Below are 20,854 nucleotides of genomic sequence, written 5' to 3'. Positions count from 1 at the left end.
GAGACCGTAATCGGGGTCTGGAGACCCTTCCCACAGCTTTATAGAAACCACGGAGCCACGGAGGGCACGGAGGAACGCACTGTGCTTTTCCTCTGTGTTTGCCTCCGTGCTCTCCGTGGCTCCGTGGTTAATTTATTGAGTTACGACTACGGCAGGGTCACGACCTCTTCGCCGTCGCGGGTGGACATGGCGCGCCAGACGGCGAGCTCGACACCGTCGGTCACGGCTTGCACCGAGCCATCGACCATCGCCACCTGCACTTGGCCGGCGTGGTGGCTGCGCGAGGTGATGATGGCGTAGGTCGGCTCGCCGCCGGCGCCGTTCTTGCCTTCTTGCCAGGAGTTGTAGTCGGCGTCGACTTCCAGGCCGTTCGGGTTCGTGTAGGGGACGAACGTGTTGGGCGTCATCGCAGTAGTGAAACCCGTGTGGTGGACGCGGCCATCGGGCCACTCGGTGTGGCCGGTCTCTTTGTAGTCCGGGCCCGAGGCGACAATGGTCGCCGCGTCGTCAACGGTCGCCGGGGGCGTCTCGCTCGGCGAACCGCCGTTGCGGGTGTACGGGTTCCAAGCCTTCACCTCGGCGGCGAGCAGCGTCTTCGACGTGCCGTCGATGACCTTCGCCAACGGCAGGTGGCTGTTTGGATAGAACATGCCGCGGCCGCCCTTGTTGGTGGTGGGGTCGTAGACGAACCACTCGCCCATGTTGAAGCCGTAGTTGGTGGCGTAAAGCAGCGGCCGATTGCTGCCGGGGTCACGGACCTCCGCGGCGCGGGCGTCGCTGGGGCACTGAAAGACCGAGATCTGCAGGTTGCTGAACGCCTGTCCGTTGTTGGGCTGAAGGTCCCACCCCAACTCGAGATCGACTAGTTGGCTGAGGCTCCCTTCTTCGATGTAGTCCAGCAGCCGGCCATGGACGCCCCACGAACCGTTGTTGACGGTGGTCGCGCTGGTGCTGACATCGACGTTGGCGCTGGGGGGGAGCTTGCGTTGGGCGCTCTCGTAGTTGAGCGTCGCCAGGGCGAGCTGCTTGAGGTTGTTCTTGCACTGGTTGCGGCGGGCGGCTTCGCGCGCGGCTTGGACCGCCGGCAGCAGCAGGGCCACCAGGATGCCGATGATGGCGATGACGACCAGCAGTTCGACCAGCGTGAACGCCGGTCGGCTTGTTGGGGCGGGGCAGCGGTTCTTCATGCCCGTCTCCTCTCTCTGTCGGGAAAAACTTGTCGTGTTCCGCGCCGCCTTCCCTCCGACGCCCCTTCTTCGGGGACTGCCGGCGCCTCGGGCGGCGAGCCCCTGACTTAGCGGGCGCCCCCAGGGCTGGCAAGCGATCGGGGCGGAAAACCCGAAAAGACACGTGCCCGCTAAAATCACGGACTTTTTGAGGTCGCAGGACGCGACAGACGCGTCGCAAGAACCGACAGTTCGGCGATGCCGGCGCGTCCAAGGACCGCCGCCGGACCGGGTGGAGAGGGTCTCGACAGCCCCGGGGGCTGCCGGTATCCTGTGGGGCTCGCTACACACTATCCGCCGACGCCGGGGCGGCCCTCACTTATCGGCGACCCGAGATTTAGAGCAAAGCCATGTACGCGATCATTGTTGACGGCGGCCGCCAGTACAAAGTCCAAGAGGGTCAGGAGCTGGCCCTGGACTACCGCGAAGACGTCAAGCCCGGCGACGTGCTGACGCTCGACAAGGTCGTCGCCGTCGGCGCCGGCGAGGGCCTCAAGGTCGGCACGCCGACCGTCGCGGGCGCGAGCGTCACGGCCTCGGTCCTCGGCACGGGTCAGGGCGTCAAGATCGACGTCGTGAAGATCCGCCGCCGCAAGAACAGCCGCCGCCACACCGGCCACCGCAAGATGTTCACGAAGGTGAAGATCGACGCGATCGCGGGCTGAAACGCGCCGCGACGGTTGAATCGAGACAACAGCGTTTAGGGAACACGAGCCTCGACTGGGAATCCAGTCGGGGCTTTTTTTGTTACGCACATACGGTTGGAAGCGGTGCTAGTCATTGGTTCACTGAACAAGCCGGCGTTTCTCAAACGCTTCGCGGCCACGGAACGCTGGTTCGATCGACCGCCAGGCTCTCATCAACTGCGAGCGGACGGCGTAGCGAGAGTGATGGGCGACGCTGTAGGTCTTTCGCATGGCGTTGGCGGCGCGGAGTTTGTACTCGTATGTCCCGGGGCCGAGATCGATAAGCCGGTCGCCGCTTGCTTCGCAGTGCAGCAGCCACTCGTGGAGGGCGAGGGCCCCGACGCCGGTCTTGGCGTGCTGAGGGTCGTACCCGTTGCGGAAAGCGATCGTGCGGCCTTGATGATGGAAGCCGTAGACGAACGCAATTGGTAGGCCATCGAGCCGTACCGTAGTCAGAGTCAGTTGGCCGAGCGCGGCCGCCGCCAGGTGGATGCCATGCATCTGCGCTCTCACGGGGTCGCTCGTGAAGCCCGCCTTCTCCTGGTGTTGCCAGGACTCTTTGCCGACCCGGCTGCAAGCCTCGAAGAAGTCCATCCGCGGGTCGTCCCCTGCCGCGGGTCGGAAGTGTTCGACCGTGAATCTCCCCATCGCTTCGAGCTGCTTCCGGGAACGCCGCAGGTTTTGTCGCAGCTTCTTACTCAATTGGTCTTCGTAGGGTTCATCGGGCGTGAAGGCGACCACCGGACGCTCCATCCGCACCTCGACTTGCGGACGGACGCCGACCGCCCTGAAGGCCTCGACGGCGGCGGGCAGAAAGTCTTCGTCGGTCCATCGCAGGTCGATCAGGTCCCAGTCACGCGGAGTAGCGAACGCATGTTCGAGCCCGCGTCTCAGCGCCGTTGCTGGGTCGCTGCCGAGCGGGGCGAACTCTCCTGCCCAGTCGTTCAGTGGGAACGTCAACAAACGCAGCGGGCCGACCTTGAAGCGCTCTTCGCGGACGCAGAAGGGGACGACCCACGGATCACCCGAGGAACTGACCAGCGCTCGCAGTCGTTGCCAACGAGGGAAGCACGGCCATGAGAGCCGGAGCCAATCGAGCGACTGGAAGAAGTTGGCGGCGGGCGTCACCGCGAGGGCTTGCTCCCACACCCGCCCATAGTGGTCGAGGTCCGCAACATCGTTGACTTCGTTAATATCGACAGTCATGTACTGGACGTTGGCTGAGGCTTTGGAGGACGGAGCCAACGGGCTGGGCAACTCGTGCGCCAGATTGGGCGCGGGGAACCGTAAAGCATGCGGGGGCGCTTGGTTTGGCGGCGCCAAAGTACCGGCGGGCCCTCCGGTATGATGATTTGTTGCAACCGGACCGAGTCGCATGTTGCTTTTCAGCGCCTTCGGTGAAGGTTCCAGCACCAACCCTTGGCGCCGGCTAGCTCGAATGCTTCGAACTTCGGCGACACGTGATCTTTGATGAGGCGCCGCCGCGAATTGCGCGCCGTCCGTCAGATTTCGTTAGTGCATCGCTGTGGTCGACCACACGACCCTCAGCGTTCGATGTCTGCCGATCGGCAAACAGGCATGCAATCAACGGCAGTGATTTGTACTCGCGCCGCAGGTGCGTCTAGTTCGCGATTGGTTCGGCTAATTGCGGACTCAACCTCTCTCTCGCTCACCGCGCCGCGACACTCTCGCCCGCCGCGCGGATGCAGTAGAGGTGCTTGTTCGAACGCAGGTACATCGTGCCATCGACGATCGCGGGCGTCGCGCTGAAGTCGCCGCCGTCGGTGAGCACGTTGGTGGCGACCTCGTTGAACTCGTCGCCGAGCTTCACCACGTGGCCGTCGCCGCCGCGGCCGATCTGGTAGAGGTAGTCGCCGGCGATGACGGGCGACGCATAGGACATGTTGCGGAAGCCCGCGCCGCCACGACCACCTCGGCCGCCGCGCCGACGTTCGCCATCGTTGTTGGCTTCTCCAGCGGGCGGATCCGCGGGGGCGCCGGGCATGTTGAGGCGGGCTTGGTAAACGCGATCGCCATTGGCGGCGTCGAAGCAGAGCATGCCGCCGCGGCCGACGCCGTAGAGCCGGCCCTCGTGGTAGATCGGCGACGGGATGCTCCCTTGCAGGTTCTCGCGCCAGACGATGTGCGTGTCCGTGACGTCGCCCTCGCCGCCCGCCTTCACGGCGAGCGATGCGCCGCGGTTGCCGATGAAGTACACGATGCCGTCGTTCGCGACGACGCTCGCCGTGATGCTGTTCGATTCAGAACCCACACAGTGCCACAGCAGCTTGCCGGTGGCCGGGTCGAGCGCGATCAGCTTCTCGGGCGCCGAGTAAACCAGCTCCTTGCGGCCATCGACTTCGACAACGATCGGCGTCCCCCAGCAGCCGTTCCAGCCGTCCTCACCGTAACGCCAAAGTTCTTCGCCGGTCTTCTTGTCGAGGCCAATCAGCGCGCTGCTCTCGGCCGTCGCGGCGCAGACAAGCACGTCATCGACCACCACGGGGCTCGCGGCCGAGCCCCAATCGCTCATGCCAAATCCGTCGCCGCAGTCGGTCTGCCACAGCTTCTCGCCGTCGAGGTTGTAAGCGAGCGCGCCGGTGCGGCCGAAGTAGACATAAACGTTCTCGCCATCGCTGGTGGGGGTGTGCGAAGCGTAACCGTGCTGGGCGAACATCCCCTCGTACTTGTCCTCGGGGAGCTTGGCGTCGGCCTCAGCGGTCCATAGTTCTTCGCCGGTTTCGCGGTCGTAGCAGAGGACCATCCGCTTGAGGTTGGCTTGGTCGCCGGGGTCCTCGGTGCTGAGGCCGTAGCCTGTCCAGCAGGTGAGGATCACCTTGCCGCCGACCACGATCGGGCACGATGAGCCGGGGCCGGGGAGGTCGATCTTCCAAGCGACGTTCTTATCGTTGCTCCACTCGATCGGCGGCGCCGCGTCGGCCGAGACGCCCGAACCGTTGGGGCCGCGGAAGCGGAGCCAGTCGCTCGCCATCAGCGGCGAGCAGCAAGCGGCGATGAGAACCAGCGAGACCAAAACAGGCGAGACAAGTCGCGGCATAGCGGGGCCGGGTGCTTGAGGCGGGGGCAATGCGAACCCTTGAGGGGAGCGGACCCGGGGTCTCAAGTCAAGCATTGATAGGGGCAACGCCCCTGCTGTAGGAGGGGTCTCTAGACCCCGATGACACGCACCATGCCGTATTCGGCCAGGAGACCGTAATCGGGGTCTGGAGACCCCTCCCACATAAAAGCCTTCACCTACGCTTTCGTCGCCACGAGGACTCCCCAGAGGCGTTCGCGCCAGCGGGTCTCGACCCGCTTGAAGCCGGCGCCGTAGAGCCGGGCGGTTTGCTCCTCGACGGTCTCGTGGCAGTCGTCGCCGCTCTGGCGCTCGCCACCGAAGTCGTCGAGGTTGCGCTCGGCCCAGCGATCGACGACCTCGGCGAACGACGGCGGCGTCAGGCCCGCCGCGACGGCCGACCGCATGTGGTCACCCCACTCCTGGAGGTAAGCCAAGTAAGTGGCGTCGGATGGCGGGCGGTACTCGTCGCCGTTGACGAACAGGCCGCCGGGCTCGAGAGAATCGCAGCAGGCGGCGAACACGGCGTTCTTCTCCTCCGCGTCGAGGTGGTGCAGCGCGGAGGTGCTCACAATGGCGTCCACAGGGCCCACCAGACGCCTCCAGACGCTCTCTTGCGCCCGAGACGATACAAACCCCGCCCGGTCGCCAAAACGCGCCAAACGCTCTCTGGCGAGCTCTAGGAAGGGTCCCGAGGGATCGACCACCGTGACCGTCGCCGCGGGGAAGGCCGTCAGCAGCCGCTCGGCGAGCCGGCCGGAGCCGCCGCCCAGGTCGATGATCTTTACCGCGCCAGAGGCCCCAAAGGGTACCGCTGCGACGACGGCCGCTTGGACCTCGTCGTAGTAGGGGTGGATGACGGGCCCGGCGGCGTCGTAGCTGGCGGCAAACTGCCGGGCGTTCCAGCGGTAGGTGGTCGTGCTCATGCGGGGAGGGACCGCCCGAAAGAGCTAGGGGTTCGCGTTGCCGGGCGCCAGCAGCTCGGCGTAGGGGTTTGTCCGGGGAGGGTTGTTGTCGAAGGAAGACGTCAGGGGTGATTGGGGGAGCGGTGGCGCCTCGACGCTGACATCGATCACCGTGTCGGCACACGGGGCCGCATGCGGCCGAGAAGTTCGATTGGCGCCGAGGGAGGTGACGTGGGCGAGCGAGACCCCCACGGCCGTGTAGTTGGCGCTTCCCGGCCCCTCGAAGTCAGCGAGCGTGTGCGACACCGAGCCCGTCAAACGCCAGTCGGCATTCAGCCAATAGTGCACGCCCACCTCGGGGGCAATTCCGGCGGCGAATCCCGTTTCGATGATCACCGGATCGCTGTTCGGGTCGTTCCACTGGTACTCGTCCTGCAACGCCCCTTCATCGACGGCCACAAACCCGCTGACGCCAGCGAACGGCGCCAGGCGTGTCGGCGTTTGCACACGGGCTCCCAGTTCGAAACCGCCACCGACACCGCCTCCTTCGGCTAGGACACCGATGAGGCCGCCGCGGGTCTCGACGGTCCCGCCGTAGCCTTCGGGATAGCGGAAGACCCCCAATCGGCCCTCGCCGGCTGCCGGGTCATCGGACCCATGCGCCGAGGCGTACCAGCCGCCGCTTCCCTCAACGTGGCGGGCGTCGACGGCCTGCTTGACAACGCGGACCGGGTTATCGGTATGGACGGGGTACTTCTCAGCGTAGTGAGGATCGCTTCTTGCCCAACGCGACCCCGAGCACCCGAGCGATGCGGCGGTCGCGGAGAGTAAGAGGGCTAGCGAACGCACGACCGAGGGCTCCGTGGACGAGCCGCGATCCTCGCTGGAGGGGGGTCGCCCGTCGATGGCGGTTTCGTACTAGATTCAGTCAGCTACCTGGCTCAATTAAGCCCCGGTCTTGGAACGGGGGCTATGTGCGAAGGTCGATCTCCGCCCGGCGCGCCTGCGCCGCCCCCCCCGTTTATCGAGTCGGTCCCTCGGGGCCTCAAAAATGCGCCGAGCCGCCGATTATTAAGAAGACGGAGTGTCTATCGTACGCAAGTCTTTTTTGGGTAAGGCTTTGCGCTACGTTTCGTGGCTTCATTCCGCCTTCATGCGATCTTCGCCATCGGCCACAACCTGTTGTGTGCTAGCAACTTACGGAATACAAGGATTTGGATTGACGGCGGGCAGCGGGCGCGTAGGATTTGGCCCCTGTCGCCCCAAATGTTGTGGCCTTTCGGGCATCGGACACAATATATTGGGGTAAGCGAGCGGCTTTTGCTCTCGAATACCGGGAGTTGGCTCCGATAGGGGCCATATATGGTGGCGTCGGCTCCGCGGAGCGACCACCAAGACGCGAAGCAACACGACTGACTGAATTCAGGTTCAGCCCCTCGGCATGGCACGCCGACCCAAGGGGTTAAAGAAGCAGTGGACATATGTACATTGTTTCTGCTAGGAATGGATGCCCCCCTCTCCAGCCTACACAGGAGGTAGCATGGCGACCGTCGACGCCGGCTTTTCGCAACAGACCCAATCCGGTTCCCAATTGGCCAACCAGCCGTGGGACGGCCAGCAGCCCCAGAAGACTTTCCACGGGCGGCTGAAGATCGACGCGGCCTTCTGTCCGACCGACGTGGCCGACCCGTTCGACACCGTCAACTGGGAGATCCGTTCGTCCAGCATCAAGGACGAGAACGGCAAGGTCCTCTTCGAGCAGACCAACTGCGAGGTGCCGTCGTTCTGGAGCCAGCTGGCCACCAACGTCATCTGCAGCAAGTACTTCTACGGCGAGGTCGGCACGCCTCAGCGTGAGTACAGCGTCCGCCAGCTCATCCACCGGGTGAGCCGCACGATCACCGACTGGGGTCTGGCGGACGGCTACTTCGCCAGCAATGAAGACGGCGAGCGCTTCTACCGCGACCTCACGTGGTTGTGCCTCCACCAGCACGGGGCGTTCAACTCGCCCGTCTGGTTCAACGTCGGCCTGTACCACCAGTACGGCGTCACCGGCGCGCAGTGCAACTGGCGCTGGGACCCGCAGACGCAGAACGTCGTGCAGCCGGAGAACCCGTACGAGTACCCGCAGGGCTCGGCGTGCTTCATCCAATCGGTTGGCGACAACATGGAAGACATCATGCGTCTCGCCACGAGCGAGGCCATGCTGTTCAAGTTCGGCTCGGGCACCGGCACCGACCTTTCGACGCTCCGCAGCAAGCGCGAGAAGCTGTCGGGCGGCGGCATCCCGTCGGGCCCGCTGTCGTTCATGCGGGTCTACGACCAGATCGCCGCGGTGGTGAAGTCGGGCGGCAAGACCCGTCGCGCCGCCAAGATGCAGTCGATCAAGGTCTGGCACCCGGACGTGATGGAGTTCATCGAGTGCAAGTGGCGTGAGGAGCAGAAGGCCCAGACGCTGATCGCCAGCGGCAAGTACGAGTCGAACTTCAATGGCGAAGCGTACAGCTCCGTCATGTTCCAGAACGCCAACCTGTCGGTCCGCCTGACGGACGACTTCATGGCGGCCTACGAGAAGGACGGCGAGTGGAAGACCCGCTGGGTCACCGACAACACCGTCGAAGGGCCGACCTTCAAGGCCCGCGAAGTGATGGACCGCATGAGCGAGTGCGCCTGGCACTGCGGCGACCCGGGCGTGCAGTACGACACGACGATCAACCGCTGGCACACGTGCCCCAACAGCGGCCGCATCAACGCGTCGAACCCGTGCAGCGAGTACATGTTCCTCGACGACACGGCGTGCAACCTGGCGAGCGTCAACCTGATGAAGTTCGTCCGCAAGCAGGACGACGAGAACGATGTCGCCGGGACGTTCGACCACGAGCGTTACGCCGCCGCCAGCCGCATCTACTTCATCGCCCAAGAGATCCTGGTCGACCACGCCAGCTACCCGACCGACAAGATCGCGGCCAATAGCCACAAGTACCGCCCGCTGGGTCTGGGCTACGCGAACCTCGGCAGCCTCCTCATGTCGAGCGGCCTGCCGTACGACTCCGAAGAGGGCCGCGGCGTGTGCGGCGCGATCACGGCGATCATGCACGGCACCGCCAACCTCACCAGCGCCGAGCTGGCCGAGGCGGTCGGCACGTTCGACGGCTACGCTGAGAACCGCGAGCCGATGAACCGCGTGATGCAGATGCACCGCGACGCGGTTCTGCAGATCGGCGAGGAGTGCCCCGCGGCGTTGCGTCGGGCTGCCCAGCAGGTCTGGGACCGCGTCGTCGTCGCGGGAGAGGCCCACGGCTTCCGCAACGCCCAGGCGACCGTCCTGGCGCCGACCGGCACCATCAGCTTCATGATGGACTGCGACACCACCGGCATCGAGCCGGACATCGCCCTGGTGAAGTACAAGCAGCTCGCCGGTGGCGGCATGCTGAAGATCGTCAACAACACGGTGCCGCGGGCGCTGGAGAAGCTCGGTTACAGCCGGCCGGAGATTGAATCGATCCTCGCGCACATCGACCGCGAAGACACGATCGAGGGCGCCGCGGACCTCAAGCCAGAGCACCTGCCGGTGTTCGACTGTGCGTTCACGCCGGCCGGCGGCACACGCAGCATCGCGTGGCGGGCGCACATCACGATGATGGCGGCCGCGCAGCCCTTCTTGTCGGGGGCCATTTCGAAGACGGTCAACATGCCGCGGGACACCACGCCCGAGGAGATCGCTCAGGCGTACTACGACGGCTGGAAGCTCGGCCTGAAGGCCCTGGCTATCTATCGCGACGGCTCGAAGGACAGCCAGCCGCTTAACACCAAGAAGCAGGGCGGCGACAAGAAGGCCGAAGAGGCTCTCGTGGCGAAGCCGCGGCGTGAGCGTCTGCCCGACACCCGCAAGTCGTTGACACACAAGTTCAGCGTCGCGGGTCACGAGGGTTACATCACCGTCGGCATGTTCGAGGACGGCCGCCCCGGCGAGCTGTTCATCACGATGGCCAAGGAAGGGAGCACCATCGGCGGCTTGATGGACGCCTTCGGCACCAGCGTGTCGATGAGCCTCCAGTACGGCGTGCCGCTGGAGGACTACGTCCGCAAGTTCAGCCACATGCGGTTCGAGCCGCAGGGTCACACCAAGAACCCGGACATCCGCATCGCCAAGAGCCTGATCGATTACATCTTCCGCTGGCTGGGGATCACGTTCCTGCCCGGCTACAAGGAGGCGTCGCTGGGCCAGCCGATCGACGCGGGCGCCGCGGCGCCCGCGGGAGGGTCGGGGTCTCCACCATCGGATGAACCCGGCGAGACAGGACCGTCTTTTAGCGAGCCCGTCGCCAAGAAGGCTGACGGGGTGACGGAGGGGCAAGGAGCCACCGCCGTGGCGGCGAACAGCCTCAACTCCAACGGTCACACGGCCAACGGCCATGCGACGAAGGTTCAGCCGAAGCCGGCCTACACCCCTTCGCTGCTAGAGCGGGCCGGCGTCGTCATCGCCGAAGGCTCGCGCAACGAGCAGTTCGCGGGTTTCCAAGTGGACGCCCCGGCGTGCGACAACTGCGGTTCGATCACGGTCCGCAATGGCAATTGCTACTTGTGCCACAACTGTGGCGCATCGATGGGATGTAGTTAAGCCGTTAGCTGTTAGCAGTTAGGTATTAGCGAAAGGGCATCGGCTTAGCCGACGCTTTGGAGCTAACCGCTAAAGGCTAACCGCCAACCGCTGCCGGTCGCAGGACGCTTAGGGCATTGACGCCCGCCGGCAGCGTTTGAACCTTTGCCGCCCCACGGCGCCCGCGAATCGGGCGCCGTGGGGCGTTTTTGTTGGCAAGTAGGCCGTTTTCACAGGGGTTAGGCCCCCTCAATTATGAAGATTTCCCCCCCGCTGCGCAAAAAACCTTGCTCTTGCCCGTGGGTTGTGTACCGTCAGAAGAACTCGGGGTCTCCGGCTTGGGCCGGGGACGCTGTGTCCCACCTGGATTTTCCCCACCCCGCGGCGGCCGTGTCCGTCGTCCCACCCCGTCCGAGAAGGCTAATGACGATGCGCATCTTGAATTTCCTCTGCGCCGGTCTGGCGCTATCCATGGCTAGCGCCGCAAACGCTGGCTTGATCATTTCGGAGGTCGTCGACGGCGACCTGTCCGGCGGCAACCCGAAGTTTGTTGAGCTCACCAACACCGGGACCACCGATTTCACGTTCACCGGCGGCGGCATCATCCTGCAGTCGAATGCCGCGACCGACCTCGACATCGACGTGAGCCTGACCGGCGTCACGATCCCTGCCGGCGACTCGTTCGTCATCCAGTCGTCGGCCAACGGCGGCGAGGCGGTTTTTGAGAGCACCTACGGCTTTGCCGCTGACCTGTACACCGGGGCGTTCTTCAGCAACGGCGACGACCGCTACATCCTGACCACGGCCGACGACAGCTCGGTGATTGTCGATATCCATGGCGAAATCGACGTCGATGGTTCGGGCACGGCGTGGGAGTACCTCGACAGCTATGCTTACCGGAATGCCGATGTCCTGGAAGGCAACGGCGGCGTGTTCGACATCACCGAGTGGTTCCATGCGGGCGTTGGGGCTCTGGACACGCTCGACGCTGCTGGTCACGTGGCGCTGACCACTCCCGGCACGCATGACTTCAATGCGATCCCCGAGCCGGGCACGGCCATCCTCGCCCTGCTGAGCCTCGCCTCGGCCGGTGCCGTGACGATGCGTTCGCGCTTGGGCTGAGCCTTGCCCCCTGAGAACTGACTTTCACGAGCCGTCGCCGGCATTTGCCGGCGACGGCTTTGTTTTTATAGCGGCGGTTTGTTGGTACTCGTGCTAAGGAAAATTCACCACGACGGACACGACGAGCACGACGGACTGCTATTAGAGCGTGCTTCACTTGGCCGTAACGTTTCTAGCCTCGCTCTGATCCACGGAGCAACGTGGGGAAGTCTCGCGCAGAGACGCAGAGCTGGATGCCTTCAAGACTCACGCAAAGGCGCTAAGCCGCAAAGAACGCGTCGCTCTGCGATCGTTTGCGGCTACGCTCATTGCTCAACGACTTTGTCTTTGCGCCTTGGCGGCTTGGCGTGAGTCTTCGCTGCCTACCCTCGGCGTCTCCGCGTCTCTGCGCGCGACGCTACGGCAAAATAAAGTCCGCTATAGCTATAAGGGTAACGACGCCCCGGCAAGCATGCCGTTGTGTCCTTCATGTCCGTCGTGGTGAGTTTTCTCTTGAAATCGTGGAGAAGGAGGCGATAGCGGCGCCAGCATGGGTGGGGCGAATCGCCGCGTCTTTCGGGCTGGGCTGGGCGCTGCCGCCGGCGATGGCCGATGCATGGCAAAAGGCGGCGCCGGCTATGTCTTACCGACGGGGCGGGTCGCCGTTGACGCCAGCGGCCCTGGGCTCCTACGCTCCGCCGTTTGATACGCTGCCTACCCCCTCGGCAGGACGCCGCGGGTCCCCCACAAGCGAACATCACGTTCCGATCAGGGAAGATCGCAAGACATGACCACGCCTACCGTCCCGCTGAAGCCCCAGGCCACCCCGCAGCCCGCCCCGGTGCCGCTGCTGGACATCAACCGTCAGAACCAGCCGCTGCGAGACGAGATCCTCGCGGCGATCACCGAGGTGGTCGACTCGGGCGCGTTCCTCAAAGGCCCGGCCGTGCGGCAGCTCGAGGCCGAAGTGGCCCAGATGTGCGGCGTGGACCACGCCGTGGGCTGTGCGTCGGGGAGCGACGCGCTGCTGGTGGCGTTGATGGCGCTGGAAATCGGCCCCGGCGACGAGGTGATCCTGCCGAGCTTCACGTTCTTCGCCACGGCCGGCGCCGTGTCGCGGCTCGGGGCGACGCCGGTCTTCGCCGACATCCTCCCGGACACGTTCAACCTCGACCCGGCCGACGTGGCCCGCCGAGTGACGCGGGCTACCAAGGCGATCATCCCGGTGCACCTGTTCGGCCAGTCGGCCGACATGGACGCGATCAATGCGATCGCCGCCGACAACGGCCTCACCGTCATCGAGGACGCCGCCCAGGCGATCGGCGCCACGTACCAGGGGCACCCGATCGGCTCGCTGGGCCGCATGGGCTGCATCAGTTTCTATCCCACCAAGAACCTCGGCGGGATGGGCGACGGCGGCATGATCACGACGAACGATCCCGAGCTTGCCGACCGCCTGCGCGTGTTCTGTGACCACGGGCAAGAGCCGCGCTACTACCACCACTTCGTCGGCCTCAACAGCCGGCTCGACACGATCCAAGCCGCCGCGTTGCGGGTGAAGGTCGCGAAGCTCGCCGGCTACGCCGAGGCCCGCACCCGGCACGCCGCGCGTTACGACGCGGCGTTCGACAATAGCGCGATCGGCGCGGTGCTAACGACCCCGATCGAGGCGCAGGGCTGCCCGAGCGTCTGGAACCAGTACACGGTCCGCGTCGCCGAGGGCCGGCGCGACTCGCTGCAGCACTGGCTCACCGAGCGCAAGATCGGCTCGGCGATCTACTACCCGGTCCCGCTGCACCTGCAGAAGTGCTTCGCGAATCTGGGCTACCGGCGCGGCGACCTGCCGAACACCGAGCGGGCCGCCGACGAGGTCCTGTCACTGCCGATCTTCCCGGAGCTGACTCACGAAGAGCAGGGCCGGGTGATCGACGCGGTGAGCGCCTACGCGGCGTTCGCGACGGTGCGCCGGGCGGCGTAGTGCTTGCGGTTTGTGGCGCGCCCACGATGTTAATCGTGGGTGGGAAGTGGGCGCCAACTTCACACCGACGACTAACGTCGCCGGCTCGCCTCGAGCTTGTCTGGCGCTACCCGCGGGGCTTCTGGACCCGTTCTTCACGCTTCGCGGGGCGCAACGCCACCACCATGCCGAGCACGACGCTCAGCAGGATGACGGCCCAAGAGACAGATTCAACGAGAGCGAGCATAGCGGCGGCATTTTGAGGAAGGGGGAGTCGCTCTAGGATAATCGCCGGGGACGGTGGGGGGAACTCGTTAGTTGAAGCCTCAATGACCAGGCCTCAATGACCGATGAGTGGGGCCAGGAGTTAGGGGCCAGGGGCTGAGGGGCTGAGGGGAAAATTGGTGCGGCGGCGCCCCCTTGGTCATTGGGGGGTTGGACATTGGTCGTTCAAAACCTGCCCTCTGCGTCTCCGCGTCTCTGCGCGAGACTTAGGCCGTGACCGGTAGTTCCGCGCCCAGCGCCATCGCCACGGGGCGGGCCAAGCGGCGGAACTCGGCGGCGGGGGCGGCCACGGTGCCCCACTTGGGCGACAGCGGGCGGCAGATGCGGCGGTAGTCGTCCGCGGGGATCGCCACAAAGGCGTACGGCCGGTCGCGCCAGTAGTGGACCTCGTGGGCCGGGACGGGCGAACGGTCGCCGACCAGCTCGAAGGCGAACACCAGCACGCCCAGGAAGCCCGCCCCAAAACGGTCGCCCCAGCGGGCGAGCGACGCCAGCTCTTCTTCGGTTGTCCAGTTCCGCCAGTACTGGCTCCCCGAGGGGAAGCGGCGCCCCTTCACATCGACCAGCCACCGCGCCGGCGGCAACAGGCCCTCGTCGTCCGACAACGATCCAGCGCCCCTTATGTCGGAACCGGGGGAGACGATGAAGTCGACGCTCTTCAGCGAGCCGATCGCCTCGACGGCCCGCCGCCGCTCATCGACCGCCACGTAAGCGATCTGCCGCGAGCGTAGGTAGTCCTCGAAGGCGGCTTCGTAGTGGTTGTGCCTTTTCGCCATCTTGTTCACCACAGAGGCACGGAGGATTCACTGAGTTTAATAAAGAAGTTTCGCGCGGGGACGCAGAGACGCGGAGAAAAATCGGAAGAAAAGTGCTTGGCGGCTTCGCGCCTTTGCGTGAGACAGAACGGGATGACTCACGCAAAGGCGCGAAGGCGCAAAGGAACGTGATTCCGCCTTTAATCTTCTCTGTGCGTCCTCCGTGTTCTCCGTGCCTCGGTGGTTTACAGAAGCTTAAGCGCCGTCGCGGGGGCTTCGTTGAGGGGGACGGTGGTGCTTTCGCCCGTGGCGAGGGACTTGATTTGGCATTCGCCGCGGGCGAGTTCGTCGGGGCCGGCGATGACGGCGAGGCGGAAGCCCTTCTTGTCGGCGTACTTGAGTTGGACGCCGAGCTTCTTCGCATCGGGGTAGAGCTCGGCGCCGACGCCCGCCGTGCGGAGGCTGGCGGCGAGTTTGAGGTAGTCGCCGAGGCGGTCTTCAGCGAAGAAGACCACCAGCGCGTCGGCGGGCGTGCGGGCGTCGCCCACCAAGCCGAGCTCTTCCATCGCGGCGAGCAAGCGATCGACGCCCAGCGACGCGCCGATGCCGGGGAGCGTCTGGTTGGTGTAGAGGCCGGCGAGGTCGTCGTAGCGACCGCCGCTGGCGACGCTGCCGATATCGGGCAGGTCGTCGAGCGTGGTTTCGAGCACAAGGCCCGTGTAGTAGTCGAGGCCGCGGGCGATCGACGGGTCGATGCGGAGGCGGTCGGCCTCGGCGCCGGCGGCGGTGAAGCCGGCGAGCACTTGGTAAAGCCGCGTCACGCTCGCTTCGCCGCGCTCGCTGCCGGCCACGAGCGGGCCGACGATCGCCAGAACCTCTTCGGCCGAGCCGGTGACGCCGGCGAACGCCAGCAGCTTGTCGGACTGCTCGTCGCTCGCGCCGGCGGTCGCGGCGAGTTCGGCGCGGACCTTGTCGGCGCCCATCTTCGTGAGCTTGTCGAGCGCGCGGAGCACCTCGGTCGAACACTCGGCGAGGCCCAGCGTCTCTAACAAACCGTTGAGCACGCCGCGGTGATTGACGCGGATCGTGAACCGCTCGAAGCCGATTGCGCGCATCAGATCGTGGATCACCAGCACGGTCTCGATGTCCGACGCGAGCGCCGTTGTGCCGACCGTGTCGAAGTCGCACTGCACGAACTCGCGGTAGCGGCCGCGCTGCGTGTTCTCGCCGCGCCACACCGGCGCGATGTGGTAGCGCTTGAACGGCAGGCCGAGCTGCTGCGCGTGCTGCGCGGCGAAGCGCGCCAGCGGCACCGTGAGGTCAAACCGCAGGCCGACATCGCGGCCGCCGTGGTCCTTGAAGCGATAGAGCTGCTTGTCGGTCTCGTCCGAGCCCTTGCCGGTGAGGATCTCGAGGTACTCCAAAGCCGGCGTATCGATCGGCGCGTAGCCGTACGAGCGGTAGACCTTCCGGGCGGTTTCCATGAGCCGCTCGCGCGGGATCATCACCTCGGGGGGATAGTCCCGAAAGCCCTTGAGGGTACGCGGCTCGATACGTTGGGGCTTCGTCACTTTGGTGGCGTCGTAAGTAGGAAAGGAGATAAGGGGGATGTTGGTGATAGGGGGGATCGCAAGCGTGCGGGCTGTTGTGCTTTGTGGAGCGGAGGGATGCGACGTGAGGAGTTGATCGTGGGGCTTGTTAGGGATGAACGGGCAGCCGCTACGCGGCTGGCGAGTTTACCTCCCAATGAATAACGCAAGACTCACTGCGACTCTCTCGCATAGAAGCAAGAGGGATCGCCACCGCGCGCCTGCGATCCCCCCTATCACCAACATCCCCCTATCTCCTTCTCCTAAACTCCGCTCCCTAACGAGCGCGGCTCAGAAGAGACTAGGCGAGGACAGCCAGCGGGTTCGGGCGGCGGGAGCGGATGTTCTTGCCTTTCTCTTGGAAGTTGGCTTCGGTGAACTCCCAGACCTGCTCGTGCGTTTCGAGGTAGAAGTCGTAGGTCCAGTCCTCGTCGTACTCGCAGTTGTCGAACGTGTAGTCGCGGCAGATCTGCGGGCGCGTCTCGTAGACGCCGCACCGATAGTCGTCGCCAAGCTTCTCGCAGACCGTGTGGACCAGCAGGTACCAGTCCTCGTCTTCCCGGAAGAAGGTCGAGTTGTGGTGGAGCACGATCCAGCGGATGAACTCCATGTCGGCTGCCTCGGTGGGCGTCTCGTACGGCACGGCGATGTAGTGGCAGCACTTGGCCGTGCAGTACTCGCAGAGGTTGCCTCCCTTGGGGAGGTCCTCGCGGCGGATCTTGGTCGTGCCGAAGGCGGGAAGCGTGCTCATAGGGGCGTCTCCGTACCGAGTGGGTAAGGGACGTAGTTTATCGGGTTTTTGGCGTGGGGGGAAACGGGTGCGGCAATGACGAAATCCGAATGACGAATGACGAACCTGTCGGAGAGTTCCTGCCGCTACCGGCAGGTTCGTCATTCGTGCTTCGTCATTTAACCGCCGTGCTTCGTCGTTCCCTTGGCGCTCTTCGCGTCTTGGCGGTTAATCACCCCATGCTTGCCCGCAGTTTCCCGCCGATTGCCGACGCCCGCGCGCGGGTGTTGGTGCTGGGGTCGATGCCGGGGGCGGCTTCTTTGGCGGCGGGGGAGTACTACGCCCACCCGCGGAACGCGTTCTGGCCGATCATGGGGGAGCTGTTCGGCGCCGGGCCCGAGCTGCCGTACGAAGAGCGGCGCGAGCGGCTGATGGCGGCGGGGGTGGCGGTGTGGGACGTGCTCAAGTCGTGCCGGCGCGTGGGGAGTCTCGACACGGCGATCGAACGCGACTCGGAAGAGGCCAATGACTTCGCACAGTTCTTCCAAGACAATTCAGCGGTGCGGCTGGTCGCCTTCAATGGGCAGAAAGCCGAGACGGCGTTCAAGCGGCACGCGCTGCGGACGCTCGACGACGCGACGCGCGAGCGGCTAACGTTCGTCCGGTTGCCATCAACGAGCCCCGCCCATGCGGGCAGGTCCTTGGCGGCGAAGCTCGAGGCGTGGCGTGCGGGACTTGGCTCCGGGGAACGAGCGACATGAATGAGGAGTTCGAGAGAGCGATCGAGGCGCTTCGGCGTGCGGAGCACGTCGTCGTGTTCACCGGCGCAGGAGTATCCGCGGAAAGCGGCATTCCTACTTTCCGTGATGACGAGGGATTCTGGCGCCGGTTTCCGATGGATCAATTCGGGACTTGGCGAGGACTAGTTCGTACGGCCCGAGAAGAGCCAAAGCGGTTGGCAGAGTTCGTCCGGTGCGTGATCGAACCAATCGCTGAGGCGCAGCCGAACGCCGCCCACCTAGCCATCGCCGCCGCCGAGGCGTCGGGAGTTCGATTGACCGTGGTGACGCAGAACATCGATCGGCTGCATCAGCGCGCCGGGTCATCGACGGTCTTTGAGCTGCACGGGTCTCTCTACGAAAGGTGTGGCGGCAAGCGCCAGCCTCGGGGCGTAGTCACCACGCCGCAGCTACAGAGAATCTGCGCTCGACTGCGAAAGGCCGAGCGCGGGTGGCTGCCGCTGCTGCGGACGGTGCTTGCGTTGCGTCCGATTTTGGGGATCGGGCTTCGCGGCGTCTACAAGCCGGCGCTGGTGCTGTTCGGCGACGCGATGGCGCAGCCCGCTTGGTCGCTCTCTCGGCGTGCGGCCGAGGGTTGCGATTGCCTCTTGCAGATCGGGACATCGGGCGTGGTTTATCCGGCGGCAATGCTGCCCGAAGATGCAAGTCTCGCCGGGGCCAAGATCATCTCCATCGACCCCGAGCAGCAACTCGCCGACATTTGGCTCAAGGGGACCGCGTGCGAAGTCGTACCGCGGCTCTTCGAGGCAGCCTTTGGCTGAGCGGGCGACGCCCGGGTGTGAATCGCTGCGATCACGCCACGGGCGTGTCTTCGAACTTGTACGCTAGGTCGAGGTCGTTCGGGCCGTCGACGCTGACGTCGAGGTTGCGGATCAGGCCGTCGGCGATGCCGTAGATCCAGCCGTGGACCGTGAGCGGCTGGCCTTCGCGCCAGGCCTGCTGCACGATCGACGTGTAGCAGACGTTCTTGACCTGCTCCATGACGTTCAGCTCGCAGAGGCGGTTGACGCGGTCCTTCTGCGTCGGCAGCGCGAGCAGCTCGTCGACGTACTTTTGTCGGACGTCACGGATGTGGCGGAGCCAGTTGTCGATCAGTCCGACGGGCTTGTCGCCCAGCGCCGCCGCGACGCCGCCGCAGCCGTAGTGGCCGACCACCAGGATGTGCTTGACCCGCAGGACGCGGACCGCAAACTCGATGACCGACAAGCAATTGACGTCGGTGTGGACGACGACGTTGGCGATGTTGCGGTGGACGAACACCGCGCCGGGGTCGAGGCCGACGATCTGGTTGGCGGGGACGCGGCTGTCGGAGCAGCCGATCCAGAGGTAGTCGGGCTTCTGTTGCTCGGCGAGGTCGGCGAAGAAGGAGGGGTCGTCGGCGACCACCCGCTGGGCCCAATCGCGGTTGTTATTCAGCAGATCATCAATCATCGGCGATGACACGTTTTGGTTGAGTCGGCCCCCCAGCCAGACGACGGGACGAGACTTGGGCTTATGCGGCTCGGGGTAACGTTTGGTTGCAGGGAGTTCTAATCACGGGACCGGGACTCTCGTGAGCCTTACTGTTCGTGAGTCTTATTGTTCGAGTCGCGGAAAGTCGCGGCAAGGCTCTCCCAGTCAATGACGAGCACGCCACCTTGAGCCGAGTGCATCTTCTCCCAGTTGACGAGCAGCTCGAGGCATGAGTGGTCGATGTACCGCAAACGGTCTAGCGGGACGTGCAGTTCGGTGTCGGGCGTAATCTTGTCGAGGGCGTCGGCGATCTTTGGCACCCCCAGAAACGTCGCGGCGCCCTCAAGGCGGAGGACAGTTCGGCTTTCTGAGGGGATCTCTTCGACATCGACGTCGAGCTTAGCAAACGTCCACAGGAGCCAGGCCGCCGTGCAAGCGATGCCCACCAGGACGCCCGTTAATAGATCGACGCCCACCACCAGCAGCAGGGTTATGATGGCGATAATCCCTTCGGGCCGGCTGACACGCCAGAGTTTGAGGACCGCCTTGGGGTTGATGAGTTTCCAGCCCGTGTAGACTAGCACCGCGGCAAGGCTCGACATCGGGATCATGTCGAGCACCCACGGCAGCAGGGCGACGAATATCAAGAGCCAAAGCCCGTGGAGCCACGCCGAGAGCCGGGTACGGCCACCGGCGTCGACGTTGGCCGAGCTGCGGACGATGACACCCGTCATGGGCAGTGAGCCGACAACGCCGCAGGCAAAGTTGCCGACTCCCTGGGCGAGCAGCTCGCGGTTGTAGTCGGTGCGGGTGTGAGACTGCATCTGATCGACCGCGGCGCAGCAGAGCATCGTCTCGGCGCTGGCGATGAGGGCGACCGTGACCGCGGCGAGCGCAACGGCGCGCCATTCAAGATCGCCGAGGACTTCTCTCGTTGGGAACAAGATTCCGTCGAGCAGGCTCGCTGGCACATCGACGTGTTCGATGTTCCAGCCCATGGTCTTAGTGATAGCGGCCGCCAAGATCACCGCGACGACGGCGCCGGGGATAATGCGCAGCGACTTAATCGGGACGTACTTCCAGAACATCAAGACGAGTATGGAGGAGACGCCGACCGCAGCCGCGAGGTGGTGGGGCGAATTGTCCAGCGGCACGAGTCCCTTCCAGAGCGACTCGGGGATTGTGAGGATGTTGGCGATCCCCTTCTCCCAGCCGATATTGAGCCAGGGCCGAGCGGCGTCGTGGTCGTCGACCATGACGTGGAATTGGCTGGCGAAGATCAGAACGCCGATGCCGCTGAGCATGCCTTGGATGACGGCAGGCGAGACGGCGCGGAAGTAGCTGCCGAGTTTCGCGACTCCCGCCACTATCTGGATGGCGCCGGCGCAGACCACAACGATCCCCAGCGCCGCGAACCCGAGCTCGGCGATGATCTCGGACGTGACGACGAACAGGCCGGCGGCGGGGCCGCTCACCTGGAGCGGCGAGCCGGAAATGGCGCCCACCAACAGCCCACCAATAATGCCGGTGATCAATCCCGACACGGGCGGCGCGCCCGACGCGGTGGCGATGCCCATGCAGAGGGGGAGCGCCACCAGAAAGACGATGATCGAGGCCGGGAAGTCGGTCCTCAGCGCGCCCAGCAGATTGCCCCAGGGCGACAGTGCGGGGGTTTGAGCGGAATTCGTCATG

The 20,854-nt window shown here is 65.0% G+C and carries 16 protein-coding genes; 6 read left to right on the top strand and 10 right to left on the bottom strand.

The window, feature by feature from the left end; genetic code table 11:
* Window positions 1-146: 146 nt before the first annotated feature.
* Window positions 147-1,187 (bottom strand): DUF1559 family PulG-like putative transporter, encoded by a 1,041-nt coding sequence (locus Spa11_RS21325; protein ID WP_145116619.1) that lies wholly within the window; start codon window positions 1,185-1,187, stop codon window positions 147-149.
* Window positions 1,188-1,576: 389 nt separating this feature from the next.
* On the opposite strand from Spa11_RS21325, the gene rplU reads away from it, so the two are divergent.
* Window positions 1,577-1,891: a 50S ribosomal protein L21 gene (rplU, locus tag Spa11_RS21320; protein ID WP_145116618.1), complete on the top strand. Its 315-nt coding sequence runs from the start codon at window positions 1,577-1,579 to the stop codon at window positions 1,889-1,891.
* 120 nt (window positions 1,892-2,011) lie between these two features.
* On the opposite strand, the gene Spa11_RS21315 is transcribed toward rplU, so the two are convergent.
* From Spa11_RS21315 to Spa11_RS21300, 4 genes are all read right to left on the bottom strand, one after another.
* Entirely contained in the window at window positions 2,012-3,118 is a 1,107-nt protein-coding gene (locus Spa11_RS21315; protein WP_197529579.1) for a GNAT family N-acetyltransferase, read from the bottom strand.
* 463 nt (window positions 3,119-3,581) lie between these two features.
* Window positions 3,582-4,970, bottom strand: a complete 1,389-nt coding sequence (locus Spa11_RS21310) for a PQQ-binding-like beta-propeller repeat protein (protein ID WP_145116616.1) — start codon at window positions 4,968-4,970, stop codon at window positions 3,582-3,584.
* A 197-nt stretch (window positions 4,971-5,167) separates the two neighbouring features.
* Window positions 5,168-5,914: a class I SAM-dependent methyltransferase gene (locus tag Spa11_RS21305; protein WP_145116615.1), complete on the bottom strand. Its 747-nt coding sequence runs from the start codon at window positions 5,912-5,914 to the stop codon at window positions 5,168-5,170.
* Window positions 5,915-5,938: 24 nt separating this feature from the next.
* On the bottom strand, window positions 5,939-6,742 hold the full coding sequence (locus tag Spa11_RS21300) for a hypothetical protein (protein WP_145116614.1): 804 nt from the start codon (window positions 6,740-6,742) through the stop codon (window positions 5,939-5,941).
* 691 nt (window positions 6,743-7,433) lie between these two features.
* On the opposite strand from Spa11_RS21300, the gene Spa11_RS21295 reads away from it, so the two are divergent.
* The 3 genes from Spa11_RS21295 (at window position 7,434) to Spa11_RS21285 (ending at window position 13,572) form a co-directional block, all read left to right on the top strand.
* Complete coding sequence (locus tag Spa11_RS21295) at window positions 7,434-10,514, top strand: vitamin B12-dependent ribonucleotide reductase (RefSeq protein WP_231933067.1); 3,081 nt, start codon at window positions 7,434-7,436, stop codon at window positions 10,512-10,514.
* A 402-nt stretch (window positions 10,515-10,916) separates the two neighbouring features.
* On the top strand, window positions 10,917-11,615 hold the full coding sequence (locus tag Spa11_RS21290) for a lamin tail domain-containing protein (RefSeq protein WP_231933065.1): 699 nt from the start codon (window positions 10,917-10,919) through the stop codon (window positions 11,613-11,615).
* Between the two features lie 766 nt (window positions 11,616-12,381).
* Window positions 12,382-13,572 carry a DegT/DnrJ/EryC1/StrS family aminotransferase gene (locus Spa11_RS21285; RefSeq protein ID WP_145116611.1) on the top strand — a complete coding sequence of 397 codons (1,191 nt, stop codon included), beginning with the start codon at window positions 12,382-12,384 and terminating at the stop codon, window positions 13,570-13,572.
* Between the two features lie 470 nt (window positions 13,573-14,042).
* Here the strand turns inward: Spa11_RS21285 and Spa11_RS21280 are convergent, their stop codons facing one another.
* From Spa11_RS21280 to Spa11_RS21270, 3 genes are all read right to left on the bottom strand, one after another.
* Window positions 14,043-14,612, bottom strand: a complete 570-nt coding sequence (locus tag Spa11_RS21280) for an HYExAFE family protein (RefSeq protein ID WP_145116610.1) — start codon at window positions 14,610-14,612, stop codon at window positions 14,043-14,045.
* 224 nt (window positions 14,613-14,836) lie between these two features.
* Window positions 14,837-16,162, bottom strand: a complete 1,326-nt coding sequence (gene hisS / locus Spa11_RS21275; RefSeq protein ID WP_261342277.1) for a histidine--tRNA ligase — start codon at window positions 16,160-16,162, stop codon at window positions 14,837-14,839.
* 319 nt (window positions 16,163-16,481) lie between these two features.
* The gene (locus tag Spa11_RS21270) at window positions 16,482-16,931 is read right to left on the bottom strand and encodes a YkgJ family cysteine cluster protein (RefSeq protein WP_145116609.1); all 450 of its coding nucleotides are present in this window, start codon (window positions 16,929-16,931) and stop codon (window positions 16,482-16,484) included.
* 218 nt (window positions 16,932-17,149) lie between these two features.
* Between Spa11_RS21270 and Spa11_RS21265 the strand changes: the two genes are divergently transcribed.
* Window positions 17,150-17,671, top strand: coding sequence for a DNA-deoxyinosine glycosylase (locus tag Spa11_RS21265; protein ID WP_145116608.1), 522 nt, complete (start codon window positions 17,150-17,152; stop codon window positions 17,669-17,671).
* Window positions 17,668-18,471: an SIR2 family NAD-dependent protein deacylase gene (locus tag Spa11_RS21260; RefSeq protein WP_145116607.1), complete on the top strand. Its 804-nt coding sequence runs from the start codon at window positions 17,668-17,670 to the stop codon at window positions 18,469-18,471. The genes Spa11_RS21265 and Spa11_RS21260 overlap by 4 nt, the downstream gene beginning before the upstream one ends.
* Window positions 18,472-18,502: 31 nt before the next feature.
* On the opposite strand, the gene can is transcribed toward Spa11_RS21260, so the two are convergent.
* Window positions 18,503-19,141 carry a carbonate dehydratase gene (gene can, locus Spa11_RS21255; RefSeq protein ID WP_145116606.1) on the bottom strand — a complete coding sequence of 213 codons (639 nt, stop codon included), beginning with the start codon at window positions 19,139-19,141 and terminating at the stop codon, window positions 18,503-18,505.
* 128 nt (window positions 19,142-19,269) lie between these two features.
* Window positions 19,270-20,853: a SulP family inorganic anion transporter gene (locus Spa11_RS21250; protein WP_145116605.1), complete on the bottom strand. Its 1,584-nt coding sequence runs from the start codon at window positions 20,851-20,853 to the stop codon at window positions 19,270-19,272.
* Window position 20,854 lies beyond the last annotated feature (1 nt).

Origin of the sequence: Botrimarina mediterranea, from assembly GCF_007753265.1 — a bacterium.
Lineage (GTDB): Bacteria > Planctomycetota > Planctomycetia > Pirellulales > Lacipirellulaceae > Botrimarina > Botrimarina mediterranea.
Note: the sequence above shows the minus strand (reverse complement) of the source record. Positions and strands in the feature narration are given on the sequence as shown.